The sequence below is a fragment of the Streptomyces sp. TRM68416 genome, assembly GCF_014596915.1.
In the GTDB taxonomy this organism is placed as follows: Bacteria; Actinomycetota; Actinomycetes; order Streptomycetales; family Streptomycetaceae; genus Streptomyces.
Genome location: NZ_JACVWU010000008.1, coordinates 224,030 through 240,026 on the forward strand (window position 1 = coordinate 224,030; position 15,997 = coordinate 240,026).

Genomic DNA, 15,997 nt, shown 5'->3' on the forward strand with positions numbered 1-15,997 from the left:
TGCGAGGCTTTCGAAGCGCTTCGATGCTGGTTCGACACATGGGTGGGTGTCAAGGGACCGGCGCTGTCACTTCAAGTGGTGCATGAGGAAAGGTCACCTCTCCTACCTCCGAGGAATCTTGGATACGACCCTTGTGCGCCCCCGAACGTTCACTTAACCTCACAGCAACATCGAAGCGCTTCGACTAGCTCGTTCGCAGTCAGAGGTCGGAGCATCGCTTCAGCTCAGCCAGTTCCACTTACGACACCGCAGCCGACGGCCCACCGCCGGGTGTCCAGGTGCGCCATGAAGGGTTGACGCAATGACGCCGAACGTCTCCTCCGCCTCCTCCGCGCCCAGCCGGAGAAGCTTCCTCGCCTCCTCCGCGGTGGCCGCCGCAGCGGTGGCCGGAGGAATGCCGCTGCTCGCCGCCTGCGGCGGTTCGGACAGTGGCAAGCGCGAGGGCACCACGTCGGGCAAGGACGCGAAGAAGATCCTTCCGGCCTACGTGGCCAGTAACGTCGTCACGCCGGACATCCCCTCCAAGAACGGCTCCCCGGTCGGCTTCACCAGCAAGCTGGACCTCGCCGGCCTGAAGACCTCGGTGCCCGAGAAGCTCGGCAAGGGCGGCCGGGTCACCATCATGTCGCCGTTCTGGGGCTCCCCGCCGAAGGGCGACAACGCCTACTACCGGGCGATGAACGACCTGATCGGCGTCGACGTCAAGTGGCAGAACCAGGACGGCAACACCTACGACCAGAAGCTCGGCGCGGTCCTCGCCTCCAGCGACGTCCCCGATGTGGTGGTCGTCCCCGGCTGGAACATGGGCGGCAAGATACCCAGCGCCATCATCAGCAAGTTCGCCGACCTCGGCCCCTACCTCTCCGGGGACGCGGTCAAGGACTACCCGAACCTCGCGGCCATCCCGACCGGCGCCTGGCAGCGCTCCATCTTCGGCGGCAAGCTGCGCGGCCTGCCGATGCCGTCGGCGTCCGCCCCCTCCATGGTGCCCCTGTACCGGCAGGACATCTTCGACAAGGAGGGCTACGAAATCCCCAAGTCCTGCGACGAGTTCATGGCGCTGGCCAAGGACATCACCAACGCCAGGGCCAAGCGGTGGGCGTGCCTCGACATGAAGTGGACCGCCTTCGCCTGCTTCGGCGTCCTCTCGGGCGCCGAGAAGCCGCTCGGCTGGAACCTCGTCGACGGCAAGCTCATCTACCGCATCGAGACCGAGGAATACCTCGAAGCGCTGGAGTGGTCCCGCAAGCTCTTCGCCGCCGGCGTCGTCCACCCCGACTCCGAGATGGGCAAGAACGCCCCCGACCCGGGCCCCAAGTTCGCCAAGGGCGAGTTCATCATCTACCCCAACAACATCTCGCAGTGGTGGAGCCGCACCGCCGAACAGGCTTCGCAGAACCCGGACTTCAAGATCTGGGGCATGGACATCTGGGGTCACGACGGCGGCAGCCCGGTCCTGTGGGCCGAACAGCCCGCCGGCATCTTCGCCTTCGTCAGCAAGAAGGCCTCCGAGGCGGTCGTCCGTGACGTGCTCGCCGTCGCCAACGTCACCGCGGCGCCGTACGGCACCAAGGAGTACATGATGACCAACTACGGTGTGGAGGGCACCCACTACACCGTCAAGGACGGCGTCCCCACCAAGACCGACCAGGGCAACATCGACGTGATGAACGCCTACGTCATGGTGGCCAGCCCCGCCCCGACCACCGCGCACCCCGACTACCCCGAGGTCGCCAAGGGCCAGGTCGAGTGGCAGCAGCGGATGGGCGCCTTCGCCAGGAAGTCCTCCTTCTGGGGCATGCAGATCACCGAGCCGGGCCGCTACACCAACCTCTCCAACGACATGGAGCAGTTGGAGGACGACATCGTCCGCGGCCGCAAGAAGATCAGCGACATGCAGCAGTGGGTCTCCGACTGGAAGAGCAAGGGCGGCGACGGACTGCGCGACTGGTACAAGAAGATCCTCGACGAGAACGGCTCGGCGGCCAACTGACCCGGCATCGAGGCAAGGAGAACGGCCGTGTCGCACAGCACGGTGCCTCGGAGCAGGGCCGAGGCCGACTCGACGGAGAAGACCCCGGTGGCGCCCGGCGGCGCCACCAGCCCCCGTAAGAAGCCACCCTCGGGAAAACTGAGCCTGCGGGTCAGGCTGAGGCGCGACCGCGTGCTGCTGCTGATGACGCTGCCGGCCGTCGCCCTCGTCCTGCTCTTCAACTACGTGCCGATCCTCGGCAACGTGGTGGCCTTCCAGGACTACGACCCCTACATCAGCGACAACGGCGTCGTGTCCATGCTGAACAGCCCCTGGGTGGGGCTGGAGAACTTCCAGCGGATCTTCGAGGACTCCGCCTTCTGGCAGGCGGTCCAGAACACCCTGGTGCTGTTCTTCCTCCAGCTCCTGCTGTTCTTCCCGATCCCGATCGCGCTCGCGCTGCTCATCAACAGCGTGCTCAGGCCCCGGGTCCGGGCGTTCGCACAGGCCGTCCTCTACCTGCCGCACTTCTTCTCGTGGGTGCTGGTCATCGCGGTCTTCCAGCAACTGCTCGGCGGCGCCGGACTGCTCTCGCAACTGCTGCGCGACCACGGCCACAACGGCCTCAACGTCATGACGGACCCGAACACCTTCAAGTTCCTGGTCACCGCGGAGATGGTGTGGAAGGACGCCGGCTGGGGGATCATCGTCTTCCTCGCCGCGCTGGCCGCCGTCAGCCCCGACCTGTACGAGGCCGCCGCGATGGACGGCGCCAGCCGCTGGCGCCGCATGTGGCACGTCACCCTGCCCGCGCTGCGGCCGGTGATCGCGCTGCTGCTGGTGCTGCGTGTCGGCGACGCCCTGACCGTCGGCTTCGAACAGATCCTGCTGCAACGAGAAGCCGTCGGACCAGGGGCCGCGGAGGTCCTCGACACCTTCGTGTGGTGGAACGGCGTCCGCAACCAGGACTTCGGCTACGCGGCCGCCGCCGGACTCGTCAAGGGCGTCATCAGCATCGGCCTCGTCCTGGCCGCGAACAAGGTGGCCCATCTCATGGGCGAGCAGGGGGTGTACAAGAAGTGACCGCCGTGATCGACAAACCCGCGCGCAAGCCGAGCCGGTGGGCCGCGCCGCCCCGCCCGGTGTGGGAGGAGAAGCCCTCCAAGGCGGGCCTGGCGAGCAAGGGCCTCGTCCTCGGCTTCGCCTGCCTCGCGATCCTCTTCCCGCTCTGGATCGTCGTCGTCACCAGCCTCTCCTCGCGCAAGACCATCGACGAGGCCGGCGGCCTGGTGATGGTGCCGAAGGACATCACCTTCGTCGCCTACCAGGAGCTGCTCAGCGGCGGTCAGGTCACCCGGGCGACGATCATCAGCGTCCTGGTCACGCTGGTCGGTACGGCGTTCTCGATGACCGTGTCCGTCCTGTGCGCGTACGGCCTGTCGCGCAGCGGGTCGGTGGGGCACCGGTGGATCCTGATGACCCTGCTGGCCACGATGTTCTTCAGCGCCGGTCTCATCCCCACGTATCTGCTGGTGCAGACCCTCGGGCTGACCGACAGCTATCTCGCGCTGATCCTGCCGAGCGCGATCAGCGTGTTCAACATCCTGGTGCTGCGCGGCTTCTTCATGGGCATCTCCCAGGAGCTCATCGACAGCGCCCGCATCGACGGGGCCGGTGACCTGCGCATCCTCTGGAGGATCGTGCTGCCGCTGTCGCGCGCGGTCATCGCGGTGATCACGCTGTTCTACGCGGTGGGGTACTGGAGCGCCTGGTTCAACGCCTCGCTGTACCTGAACGACCAGGACATGATGCCGCTGCAGAACGTCATGATCCAGCTCCTGCAGAAGCAGGAGGCCCCGGTCGGTCTCGGGCAGGCCATCAAGACCGGGCAGCTGTCCGGTCTCGCGGTGCAGATGGCCGTGATGGTGATGGCGTTGCTTCCGGTGGCCGTGCTGTCGCCGTTCGTCCAGCGGCACTTCAAGAAGGGCATGCTCACGGGGGCGGTGAAGGGATAGCCGCTGCGCCTAGTGAGTGGGGTTGCGCGACCGGCCGGCGGGTGCGGGTTCGGTGTGGCTGGTCGCGCCCACGCGGCGGAGCCGCACATCGATACAGCCCCGCGCCCCTTCGGTACGTCCCCCTTCCCTTTCTCGATTCAGCGAGGTATCTGTCATGCGCCTGCCACGCCCCAGTCGTCGTGCCGTTCTCGCCGGAGCGGCTGCCGCCGCCGCGGTCACCGCCGTTCCCTTCACCCAAGGGCGTGCGCAAGCCGCCCCCGTCGCCGCCCCCGCCTACCGCTGGCGCAACGCCGCCATCGGCGGCACCGGATTCATCACCGGTGTCCTCTTCCACCCCTCCGTCCGTGGGCTCGCCTACGCCCGTACCGACATCGGCGGGGCCTACCGCTGGGAGGACCGCACCGCCCGCTGGGTCCCGCTCAACGACGACCTCGGCTGGGACGACTGGAACCTGCTCGGGGTCGAGGCGATGGCCGTGGACCCCGCCCACCCCAACCGGCTGTACCTGGCCCTCGGTACGTACACCCAGTCCTGGGCCGGAAACGGGGCCGTGCTGCGCTCCGAGGACCGCGGCGCCACCTGGGCCCGCACCGACCTGACCGTGAAGCTCGGCGCCAACGAGGACGGGCGGGGCACCGGCGAGCGGCTGCTCGTCGACCCGTGCGACAGCGACACCCTGTGGCTGGGCACCCGACACGACGGGCTGCTGAAGTCCACCGACCGGGGCGCCACGTGGGCACCGGCGACCGGCTTCCCGGGCAGCCCGAAGGCCGACGGGCAGGGCGTCACCTTCCTCGTCGCCGCCGGGCGCACGGTCTACGCCGGCTGGGCCGACGGCGACGACACCCTCTACCGCACCACCGACGGCACCACCTGGAAGCCCGTCCCCGGCCGGCCCTCCGGCGCCGCCGCCAGGGTCCCGATCCGCGCCGCATACGACAGGTACACCCGCGAGCTGTACGTGACGTACGCGGACGCGCCCGGCCCCAACGGGCAGATGGACGGCAGCGTCCACAAGCTCCGTACCGTCAACGGCAAGTGGACCGAGGTCACCCCGGCGAAGCCGGGCGGAACCGCGCCCGACGGCTCGCCCGACACCTTCGGCTACGGCGGCGTCGCCGTCGACGCCCGCCGCCCCGGCACCGTCGTCGTCTCCACCAACAACCGCTGGGCAGCCGTCGACACCGTGTACCGCAGCACCGACGCCGGCCGCACCTGGACCTCCCTCAAGGACTCCGCCGTTCTCGACGTCTCCGAGACCCCCTATCTGAAGTGGGGCGCCGACGCCCCCAAGTTCGGCTGGTGGATCCAGGCCCTCGCCCTCGACCCGTACGACTCCAAGCACATCGTCTACGGCACCGGCGCCACCCTCTACGGCACCCGCGACCTGAAGAACTGGGCCCCGCAGATCCGCGGCCTGGAGGAGACCGCCGTGATCCAGCTGGTGTCGCCCCCGGTCGGGAAGGCGCACCTGATCAGCGCCAACGGTGACATCGGCGTGATGTACCACGACTCGCTCACGGCGTCCCCCTCGCGCGGCTTGGCGGCGCCCCCCGTGTTCGGATCGGCGACGGGACTCGCCCAGGCCGCGGCCAGGCCCTCCTACGTCGTCCGCGCCGGCTGGGGCGACCACGGCAACGGCGCCTTCTCGAACGACGGCGGACAGACCTGGGCGCCCTTCGCGGCCCAGCCCGACCTCGCCAAGGAGGCACCGGGACCGATCGCCACCAACACCGACGGCAGCGTGCTCCTGTGGGTGTTCGCGCACTGGGACGGCACGAAGCACCCGGCGTACCGCTCGACGGACAACGGCGCCACCTGGTCCGAGGTCACCTCCTTCCCGAAGGGCGCCACGCCGGTCGCCGACCCGGCCGACCCGACGCGCTTCTACGCGTACGACACCGACACAGGAACGCTACTCGCCAGCACTGACAGTGGCCGCACGTTCACCGCCCGTGCGTCCGGGCTGCCCGCCGGGGACAGCCAGTACCAGCTGGTCGCCGCGCCCGGACGCTCCGGTGACCTGTGGCTCAGCGCCAAGGAGGCCGGGCTGCACCGCTCCACCGACGGCGGCGCCCGCTTCACCAGGGTCGACAGCTGCCGGTCCTCCCACACCCTGGGCTTCGGCAAGGCCGCCCGGGGCGCCTCCTACCCGGCGATCTACATGGTCGGCGCGACCGAGGGCTTCAACGCCGTCCACCGCTCCGACGACGAAGGGAAGACCTGGGTGCGCATCAACGACGACCGGCACCAGTGGGGCTGGATCGGCAAGACCATCACCGGCGACCCGCGCGTGTACGGCCGCGTGTACCTGGGCACCAACGGGCGCGGCATCCAGTACGGGGAGCCCGTCTGATGCCCGACCTGAGCACGGCGACACAGGGCCGCCTCCTCTTCGGCGGCGACTACAACCCCGAACAGTGGCCGGAGGAGACCTGGCCCGAGGACGTACGACTGATGCGGGAGGCCGGAGTCAACTCCGTCACCCTCGGCGTCTTCTCCTGGGCGAAGTTCGAACCGGCCCCGGGGGCAAGGGAGTTCGGCTGGCTGGACCGGCTCATGGATCTGATGCACGACAACGGCATCGGGGTCGTCCTGGCCACCCCCACCGCCTCACCCCCGCCCTGGCTGGGCCGGCTGCACCCCGACACCCTGCCGGTGACCGAGGACGGCCGCACCGAGTGGTGGGGCGGCCGCCAGCACTTCTCCCACTCCAGCGCCACCTACCGCCGCCACGCCGCCGCCATCACCGAGGACCTGGCCGCCCGCTACGCCGGCCACCCGGCGCTGACGATGTGGCACATCAACAACGAGTACTGCACCTACGACTGGGGCGACGAGGCCGCCGCCCGCTTCCGCACCTGGCTGCGCGCGAAGTACGGCAGCCTCGACGCCCTCAACACCGCCTGGGGCACCGCCTTCTGGAGCCAGGGCTACGACACCTGGGACGGCATCCTCCCGCCCCGCCTGCCCCACTACATGCGCAACCCCACCCAGGTGCTGGACTTCCGCCGCTTCACCTCCGACATGCTCCTGGAGTGCTACCTGGCGGAACGGGACATCGTCCGCCACCACACCCCGCACCTGCCGGTCACCACCAACTTCATGCCGCTGTGGTTCGGACAGGACGCCTGGCGCTGGGCCGAGGAGGAGGACGTCGTCTCCGTCGACCTCTACCCCGACCCGCGCGACCCGATCGGCGCCCAGCACGGCGCCCTGGTGCAGGACATGACCCGCTCCCAGGCGCGCGGCCCGTGGATGCTGATGGAGCAGGCGGCCGGGCCGGTGAACTGGCGGGGCGTGAACCACCCCAAGCCGCGCGGCCTGAACCGGCTCTGGTCCCTCCAGGCCGTCGCCCGGGGCGCGGACGCGGTCTGCTACTTCCAGTGGCGCCAGTCCCGCCAGGGCGCGGAGAAGTTCCACTCCGGCATGGTCAGCCACGCGGGCGAGCAGGGACGCACGTACCAGGAGGTCAGGCAACTCGGCACCGAACTCGCCCGTATCGGCGCCCGCGTCAGCGGCACGCACACCGCCAACGACATCGCCGTCCTGCACGACTGGCACTCCTGGTGGGCCGGCGACCAGGACGGCCGCCTGTCCAGCCAGGCGGCCTACCAGGACGTCCTGCGCGCCTGGCACCGCGCCCTGTGGGAGTCCCACCTCACCACCGACTTCGCCCACCCCGAGCACGACCTCACCGGCTACAGGCTGGTCGTCGTCCCGCAGTTGTACGCCCTCACCGACACGGCGATCGACAACCTCCTCGCCTACGTCCGCCAGGGCGGCACCCTCGTGAGCGGCTTCCTCACCGGCGTGGCCGACGAGGACGACCGGGTGCGCCCCGGCGGCATGGACGCCCGGCTGCGCGAGCTGTTCGGCATCCGCACCCTGCACGAGTGGTGGCCGCTGGAGGCGGGGGAGACCGTCACCTGCGAGGGCTTCCGCGGGACCCTGTGGTCCGAGGAACTGGAGGCCGACGGCACCGCCGACGAGACCGTGCCGTACAAGAGCGGTGAACTCGACGGGCTGCCCGCCGTGCTGCGCAAGGGGCGCGCCTGGTACGTCTCCACGCTCCCCGAACCGCGGGACCTGCGCGAACTGCTGGCCGGGATCGCCGCGGGCGCGGGCGTCCGGCCCGTGCTCGACGGGCTGCCCGAGCAGGTCGAGGCGGTACGCCGGGGCGAGGCGCTGTTCGTGCTCAACCACGGCCGCGAGCCGGTCACCGTCGCCGTGCCCGGCACCCACCGCGACCTGCTGACCGGGACGACCGTCACGGACGAGATCACGCTCGGCCGCTTCGGAGCGGCGGTACTCGCGCCATGACCGTCCACGGCACCTGGGAACCCGCCCCCGCCGCCCGCTGGGAGGACGCCTTCCTCAGCGGCAACGGCCACCACGGCGCCCTCGTGTTCGGCGACCCGAACGACGACCGGGTGATAGTCACCCACCACAGCCTCGTCCGCCCGAACGGCAGCGAGCACGCCCGCCCGCCGCGGCTCGCCGCCGAACTCCCCACCCTCCAGGACCGGCTCCTCGCGGGCGAGACGACCGCCGCCGAGAGCTTCACCGACGGCCGCCCCCTGCAGTGGGTGCAGCCCTTCCATCCGGCCTTCGCGATCCGGCTGAGCAGGCCGCCCGGCGACACCCACGGCTACCGCCGCCACCTCGACTTCACCACCGGCGAGGCCACCGCCGTGAGCGCCGACTGGACGAGCAGCGTCTTCGTCTCCCGCGCGGACGACGTGATCGTCCAGCGGGTCACCTCTCCCGGGCCGGCCCTCGACATCCGCCTCGACCACCACCTCCCCGGCGCCCCCGCCGCACTCGGCGTCGGCCACGGCGCCGTACTCACCCCCGAGGGCGCCCTGCTGTCCCTGCGCGCCCGCTACCCGGGCAGCGAGCGCGCGTACACCGGCGTGACCTTCGTCGTGGTCACGGGCGGCACCTCGACCCTCGTACCGCCCGGCGTCCGCGTCACGGGGGCCGCGTCGGTCCTGCTGGTCACCCGGGTCCGCCGGCACACCGGCGAACTCGACGTGCTGGAGGGCGGACGCACCCTGCGCGACCTCCTCCCCGACACCGAGAGTCCCTACGACGCCCTCCTCGACCGCCATCTGCCCCTGCACCGCACCGCCTACGAGCGCGTCACCCTCGACCTCGGCGGCGATCCGGCCGAACGCGCACTGCCCGGCTCCGAGTTGCTCAAGCGCACTCGTGGCACGGCCCTGCCGGAGCGGCTCTTCGCGGCCGGCCGCTACCACCTGCTGTCCGGCAGCGGCCTCCGCCCGCCCCGCCTCGTCGGCCTGTGGACCGGCGACTGGGACACGGCCTGGTCCGGCGCCTTCACCACCAACGCCAACCTCAACCTCCAGACCGCCTCCGCGGCCGCCGCCGCGCTCCCCGAAGTCACCGAGGCCCTGGCCCGACTGATCGACCACCAGTTGCCCGACTGGCGGGACAACGCCCGAGCGATCTTCGGCACCGGAGGAGTCGTCGCGCCCGCGCACACCGACGGCGAGTCCGGCCACGCGTACCACTTCAGCCGGGAGTACCCGCTGCACCTGTGGACCGCGGGCGCCGACTGGCTGCTCAAACCGCTCGTCGACCACGACGAGACGCGCGGCGCCCCCGACCCGCGCACGGCCGCCGCCCTCGCCGAAGTCGCCCGCTTCTACGAGGACTTCCTCACCCGCACCGACGACAACGGCCGCCTGGTCGTCGTCCCCTCCTACTCGCCCGAGAACCGCCCCGCGAACGCGAGCTGGGGCACGGTCAACGCGGCCATGGACCTCTCCGCGGCCCGGCACGCACTGCACACGGCCGCCGCGTACCACCCCGAACACGCCGACCGCTGGCGAGCGCTGGCCTCGAAACTCCCCCCGCACCGGATCAACGACGACGGCGCCCTGGCCGAATGGGCCCACCCCGGCCTGGCGGACACCTACGACCACCGCCACCTCAGCCACCTCTACGGCGTCTGGCCGCTCGACGAGATCAACCCCTACGACACCCCGGACCTCGCCGAGGCCGCCCACCGCGCCCTCCAACTGCGCGGCGCCGAGAACGACTCCGCCCACGGCCACCTCCACCACGCCCTCGTCGCGGCCCGCCTGCGCGACGGCGAACGCGTCGCCGACGCCCTCGGCCGGGTCCTGGACGGCGACTTCTTCCACGACTCCCTGATGAGCGCGCACTACCCGAACCGCGACGTCTACAACGCCGACGCCGCCCACGCCCTGCCCGCCGTGCTGATCGAGATGCTCGTGCAGTCCACCCCCGACCGCCTGGTCCTGCTGCCCGCACTGCCGCCGACGTGTCCGAGCGGCGAACTCCGCGGCGTGCGAACCCGGTTCGGGGCAACGATCGACCTCTGCTGGACCCCCGAGGAGGCGACCGCGGTGATACGCCCCACGCGCACCGTCCGTGTCGACCTCATCAGGACTTCCACCGGCGCGAGACCGCTCGACCTCGTCGCCGGAGAAGACCACGTCCTCGCTCCGGGGACGTGGTAATCCCCCCGCAATTCCCCCCCACCCATGGAAGGGACGCCATGGCAACAACACGCACACCGGGCAGGATCGCCAAGGCCCTGCTGGCCCCGGCCCTCGCGCTGGGCGCCACCGTCGGTCTCGCCTCCGCCCCCGCCCACGCCGCCGTCTGGAACTCCTGCGACAAGTGGGGCAACACCAGCCTGAACGGCTACACGCTCTACAACAACATCTGGGGCTCCGGCGCCGGCAGCCAGTGCATCTGGGCCAACTCCGGCACCAACTGGGGAGTCTGGGCCAACCACCCCAACACCGGCGGCATCAAGTCGTACCCGAACTCCAAGAAGGTGATCAACAAGACGATCGCCTCCATCGGCACCCTCACCAGCAACTACAACGTCACCGTCCCGTCGTCCGGCGCGTACAACACGTCGTACGACATCTGGGACACCGACTACGACCACGAGATCATGCTCTGGGTCAACTACCGCGGTCCCGTCGGCCCGCTCGGCACCTCGCAGGGCTCGGCCACCCTCGGCGGCCACACCTGGAACGTCTACAAGGGCAACAACGGCGCCAACGAGGTGTACTCGTTCCTGCGCACCTCGAACTCCAACTCCGGCTCCGTGAACATCAAGCCGATCCTCACCTGGATCTCCGCCACCAAGGGCTGGATGTCCAGCAACGAGACCATCGGCGACGTGCAGTTCGGCTTCGAGATCACCTCGTCGTCCGGCGGTCTGGACTTCCGGACCAACGACCTGACCGTCAGCAGTAGCTGACGTACTCTCAGGGCCGGGGTGGTGCCGTCAGGCGCGGTCCACCTCGGCCCGCAGGGCGTTGTAGCCGGCGAAGGCCGTCTCGACGTCGGCGCGGCTCAGACCGTAGCGGGACAGGTCGTACCGGTGCGGGCGGGAGCCCTTCGGCCGGGCCACGACCTCGGGCAGCCGGGCGGCCTCGGCGTCGGTCCAGCGGGCACCGACGGCGGCGTAGAGCTTCGGGACGCCCCCGGTGGCCGGGTCGGCCCCCAGCCACGAGTACGGGACGTCCACCAGGGACTCCGGGGGGATGCCGGCCCGGGCCGCGATACCGCGCTCGGTGGACCGGCTGAGCAGCTCCAGCCAGGTGGCGCCGATGTCGTGCGGGTCCAGGGGGCGGACGCTCAGGGACATGCCGTGCTCGACCAGGCTGCAGAAGGACCCCATCACGGTCTCCGGATCGCGGTGCGTCCACACGATCGTCGCGTCGGGGAAGACCGTGCGCAGGGCCGCCAGATGCTCCAGGTGCATGGGGGACTTCAGCACCCAGCGGCGCCGCGGGCGGCCGTACTGCAGGACCTGGTAGACCCGCTTGAGATGCCGGTAGTCGGGGACGAAGTCGTGCGCGTAGTGCCAGTCCCGGTACGCGGGGATGCGCGCCTGCGCCAGCGGCATCAGGGCGTGCGGCAGGGCGAAGGTGCACTCCTCGGGGCCCTCGACGACCAGGGCGTGGATGTCCCGGAAGCGCGGGGCGAACAGGTTGGTGCCGCGCACCAGTTGACGTGCGGGCGCCATCGCCTCGCGTCGCCGCGCGGGCGGTACTTCGAGGTCGGGGGCGAGCAGTTCCCACAGCAGCGGGCAGCGGTGCTCGGCCGACAGGGACAGCACCCCGTGGGTGAGCGTGGTCGCGGTGCGCGGCAGGCCCACCACGAACACCGGCCGCTCGATCGGCTCCTCCGCGATGGCGGGGTTCTCGGCGATCAGCCTGTTGATCCGGGCCCGGTTGGTGAGATGCCTGCGCACGTGCCGCTGCGCCGACTGCCACCCCACCGGTGTGAGGTGCTCCGCCTCGGCCCACCACCCGAGCAGCGAGCGGAAGCCGTCCACGAACTCCCGGTCCGCCTCCGCCGCCCCGCCCGGAAAGGCCTCGCCGAGCATCCGGTCGAAGACCCGGTCGGGCGTACGACGCGACCCGAACCCCGGCCGCAGCAGCAGGTCGGTCAGGGCGAGGGCGAGCGAGGATGAGGACATTCAGGGAGCCTAACGCAGTCGAAATCACGTCCGGGTTACGGAAGTTGGGCGGCCGGTCCCTCCCCCAGGGGAACCGGCCGCCCGTCACACGGCTACTCGCCGACCGGCAGCCGTGCCCCGTCCCGCAGGAACAGCGGGATGCGGTCCAGGGGGGCGTCGACCGTCACGGAGGTACCGCCCTCGTACGTCTCGCCCGTCCAGGCGTCCGTCCAGGTGGCGCCCGCCGGGAGGTACGCCGTACGGGCCGTGGCGCCCGCCGTCAGGACGGGGGCGACCAGCAGATCCCGCCCGAAGAGGTAGGCGTCGTCCACCGACCAGGCCGCCTGGTCCTCCGGGAACTCCAGGAACAGCGGCCGCATCACGGGCAGCCCCTCCTCGTGCGCCTCCCGCATCACGTCCAGCACGTACGGCTTGAGCCGCTCGCGCAGGCGCAGGTACTTCTCCAGGATCTCGCCGGCCTCCTCGCCGTACGACCACACCTCGTTGGGGCCGCCGGTCATCTCCGGGCCCAGCGGCATGCCCGGATCGCGGAAGCCGTGCAGCCGCATCAGCGGGGACAGCGCGCCGAACTGGAACCAGCGGACCATGACCTCGCGGTACGCCGGGTCGTCCGGGTCGCCGCCGTGGAAGCCGCCGATGTCGGTGTTCCACCACGGGATGCCGGACAGCGCGGTGTTGAGACCGGCCGCGATCTGCCGGCGCAGCGTCGGGAAGTCGGTGCCGATGTCCCCGGACCACAGGGCGGCGCCGTAGCGCTGGCTGCCCGCCCACGCCGACCGGTTGAGGGAGACGATCTCGGACTCGCCCTCCGCGACCAGCCCTTCGTAGAAGGTGCGGGCGTTCTCGGTCGGGTAGAGGTTGCCGACCTCCAGGCCGGGGCCCGCCCAGTAGCGCAGGTTCTCCGGGAAGCCCGGCTTCAGTTCGGGCTCGCAGGCGTCCAGCCAGAAGGCCGTGATGCCGTAGGGCTCCACGTAGTTCGCCTTGATCTTCGACCACACGAACTCCCGGGCCTCCGGGTTGGTGGCGTCGTAGAAGGCGACCTGGACCGTCGAGGCCACCTCCTTGTCCGGCCAGTCGGCGTGCGCCATCGGGCCGTACTGGGTGCCGATGAAGTAGCCGCGCTGTTCCATCACCGGGTGGTTCTCCGACAGCGGGGACACCGAGGGCCAGACGCTCACCACCAACTTGACGCCCAGCTCGTCCAGTTCACGGACCATCGCCGCCGGGTCCGGCCACTCGGCCGGGTCGAACTTCCACTCGCCCAGGTGCGTCCAGTGGAAGAAGTCGCAGACGATCACGTCCAGCGGCAGGCCCCGGCGCTTGTACTCCCGGGCCACGCCGAGGAGTTCGTCCTGGGTGCGGTAGCGCAGCTTGCACTGCCAGAACCCGGCCGCCCACTCGGGCAGCATCGGTGTGCGGCCGGTCACCGCGCTGTAGCGGCGCTGGGCGTCGGCCGGGTCGCCCGCGGTGATCCAGTAGTCGATCTGCCGGGCGGAGTCGGCGACCCAGCGGGTGCCGTTGTGCGCCAGCTCCACCCGCCCGATCGCCGGGTTGTTCCACAGCAGGGTGTAGCCGCGGCTGGAGGTGAGCACCGGGATGCCGACCTCGGCGTTGCGCTGGACCAGGTCCACGACCAGGCCCTTCTGGTCGAGGCGGCCGTGCTGGTGCTGGCCGAGGCCGTAGAGCTTCTCGTCCTCGTAGGCGGCGAAGCGCTGCTCCAGGCGGTGGTGGCCGTTGCCGACGGCCGTGTACAGGCGCGAGCCCGGCCACCAGAAGTGGGCGCGCTCCTCGGCCAGCAGCTCCTCGCCGTCGGAGGTGCGCAGGAAGCGGATCAGGCCCTCGGCGTCCACCTCGACGGTCAGCGTGCCGACGGTCAACCGCCCTGTGCCGTCCTCGATCTTCACCGTCGACGGCGTCGCGGGGGCCTCCGCCGGCAACGCGCCCGGCAGCCCCTCCAGGACCGGCCCGCCGAGCCGGGCTCGCACCCGCACCGCGTCCGGACCCCAGGGCTCCACACGTACGGTCTCCTGCCGGCCGCTCCACTCCAGCGCACCGTCCCGCTCACGGAACGTGCCGACGGTGGGGGAGGACTGGGCGAGACTGACCTTCGGCTGGATTTCGGCAGGCTGATTCACGAGGCGAACTCCTGAACGATGACAGGGGGAAGCCGCCCCCGAAGGAGCCGCGGGGGAGGCGTGCGGGAGACGTGCTGGTCGTTAAGCCGGAGACGTACGGGAGACGGACTGGTCGTAAGGCCAGGGGTGTGCGGAAGACGTGCTGGTCGTAAGGCCAGGGGCGTGTGGGAGGAGACGTACGGGTGGCGGGCTGGTCGTAGAGCCAAAGACGTACGGGAGGATCAGGAGGCGGCCGGCCCCGAGCTGGCGCGGACCGTCAACTCGGGGGCGAGGAGCACGACTTCGTCCTTGCCCCGCCCGTCCAGCTTGGCGACGAGATGCTCGACGGCCTGCCGCCCCATGTCCTGGGCGGGGATGGAGACGGACGTCAGCCGGACCGAGGCCTGGGTGGCGACCTGGTCGGGGCAGACCGCGACCACCGACACGTCCTCCGGCACGGCACGGCCCTGCTGGCGCAGCAGGGCGAGCAGCGGCTCGACCGCCGACTCGTTCTGCACGACGAACCCGGTGGTGGCCGGGCGCTCGTCGAGGATGCGCGCGAGCGTGACGGCCATCGCGTCGTAGCCGCCCTCGCACGGCCGGTGCAGCAGCCGCACGCCCAACTCCTGGGCGCGCGAACGCAGTCCGTCGAGGGTGCGCTCGGCGAAGCCGGTGTGCCGTTCGTAGACGGCGGGGGCCTCGCCGATGACAGCGATGTCGCGGTGCCCGAGCATCGCCAGATGCTCCACGCACAGCGCGCCGGTCGCCCGGAAGTCGAGGTCGACGCAGGTCAGCCCGGTGGTGTCGGACGGCAGTCCGATGAGCACGGACGGTTGGTCGGTGTCCCGCAGCAACGGCAGCCGCTCGTCGTCCAGTTGGACGTCCATCAGGATCATCGCGTCGGCGAGCCCGCTGCCGGTGACGCGGCGCACCGCGTCGGGGCCCTCCTCGCCGGTGAGCAGCAGGACGTCGTAGCCGTGCGTGCGGGCCGTGGTGGCCACCGCGATGGCGATCTCCATCATCACCGGCACGTACATGTCGGTGCGCAGCGGGACCATCAGCGCGATGATGTTCGACCTGTTGCTGGCCAGGGCGCGCGCGCCCGCGTTCGGGTGGTATCCCAGCTCGCGGATGCTCTGCTCGACCCGCAGCCGGGTGGTCGCGGAGATGGACCGCTTTCCGCTGAGGACATAGCTCACCGTGCTCGCCGAGACTCCGGCGTGCTGGGCGACCTCGGCGAGGGTGACCATCCAGCTCTCCAAGCTTTGTGAAGCGCTTCGACAATGCGCACTGTGAATACGGGCGGGTGGGGGTTTCCGACAGTAGCTGCACCACGGGTAGGTGTCCATAGGCTGTCGAAGCGCTTCGACAGTTAATTCCGAAAGGTACGGCAACCTCC

The 15,997-nt window shown here is 70.6% G+C and carries 10 protein-coding genes; 7 read left to right on the plus strand and 3 right to left on the minus strand.

The window, feature by feature from the left end:
* Positions 1–301: 301 nt before the first annotated feature.
* From ICC28_RS15705 to ICC28_RS15735, 7 genes are all read left to right on the plus strand, one after another.
* Complete coding sequence (locus ICC28_RS15705; protein WP_188289172.1) at positions 302–1,993, plus strand: extracellular solute-binding protein; 1,692 nt, start codon at positions 302–304, stop codon at positions 1,991–1,993.
* 27 nt (positions 1,994–2,020) lie between these two features.
* Entirely contained in the window at positions 2,021–3,055 is a 1,035-nt protein-coding gene (locus ICC28_RS15710) for an ABC transporter permease (RefSeq protein ID WP_188289173.1), read from the plus strand.
* Entirely contained in the window at positions 3,052–3,987 is a 936-nt protein-coding gene (locus tag ICC28_RS15715; protein WP_188289174.1) for a carbohydrate ABC transporter permease, read from the plus strand. Before ICC28_RS15710 ends, ICC28_RS15715 begins: the two co-directional genes overlap by 4 nt.
* Positions 3,988–4,141: 154 nt before the next feature.
* Positions 4,142–6,343, plus strand: coding sequence for a sialidase family protein (locus ICC28_RS15720; protein ID WP_188289175.1), 2,202 nt, complete (start codon positions 4,142–4,144; stop codon positions 6,341–6,343).
* On the plus strand, positions 6,343–8,310 hold the full coding sequence (locus ICC28_RS15725; protein WP_188289176.1) for a beta-galactosidase: 1,968 nt from the start codon (positions 6,343–6,345) through the stop codon (positions 8,308–8,310). Before ICC28_RS15720 ends, ICC28_RS15725 begins: the two co-directional genes overlap by 1 nt.
* Positions 8,307–10,499, plus strand: a complete 2,193-nt coding sequence (locus ICC28_RS15730) for a glycosyl hydrolase family 95 catalytic domain-containing protein (protein ID WP_188289177.1) — start codon at positions 8,307–8,309, stop codon at positions 10,497–10,499. The genes ICC28_RS15725 and ICC28_RS15730 overlap by 4 nt, the downstream gene beginning before the upstream one ends.
* A gap of 38 nt (positions 10,500–10,537) precedes the next feature.
* A complete protein-coding gene (locus ICC28_RS15735) occupies positions 10,538–11,257 on the plus strand; it encodes a glycoside hydrolase family 12 protein (RefSeq protein ID WP_188289178.1) in 720 nt (239 codons plus the stop codon).
* Between the two features lie 27 nt (positions 11,258–11,284).
* Here the strand turns inward: ICC28_RS15735 and ICC28_RS15740 are convergent, their stop codons facing one another.
* From ICC28_RS15740 to ICC28_RS15750, 3 genes are all read right to left on the minus strand, one after another.
* On the minus strand, positions 11,285–12,484 hold the full coding sequence (locus ICC28_RS15740; RefSeq protein ID WP_188289179.1) for a sulfotransferase family protein: 1,200 nt from the start codon (positions 12,482–12,484) through the stop codon (positions 11,285–11,287).
* 92 nt (positions 12,485–12,576) lie between these two features.
* Positions 12,577–14,619, minus strand: a complete 2,043-nt coding sequence (locus tag ICC28_RS15745) for a TIM-barrel domain-containing protein (protein ID WP_188289180.1) — start codon at positions 14,617–14,619, stop codon at positions 12,577–12,579.
* 221 nt (positions 14,620–14,840) lie between these two features.
* Complete coding sequence (locus ICC28_RS15750) at positions 14,841–15,848, minus strand: LacI family DNA-binding transcriptional regulator (RefSeq protein WP_188289181.1); 1,008 nt, start codon at positions 15,846–15,848, stop codon at positions 14,841–14,843.
* Positions 15,849–15,997 lie beyond the last annotated feature (149 nt).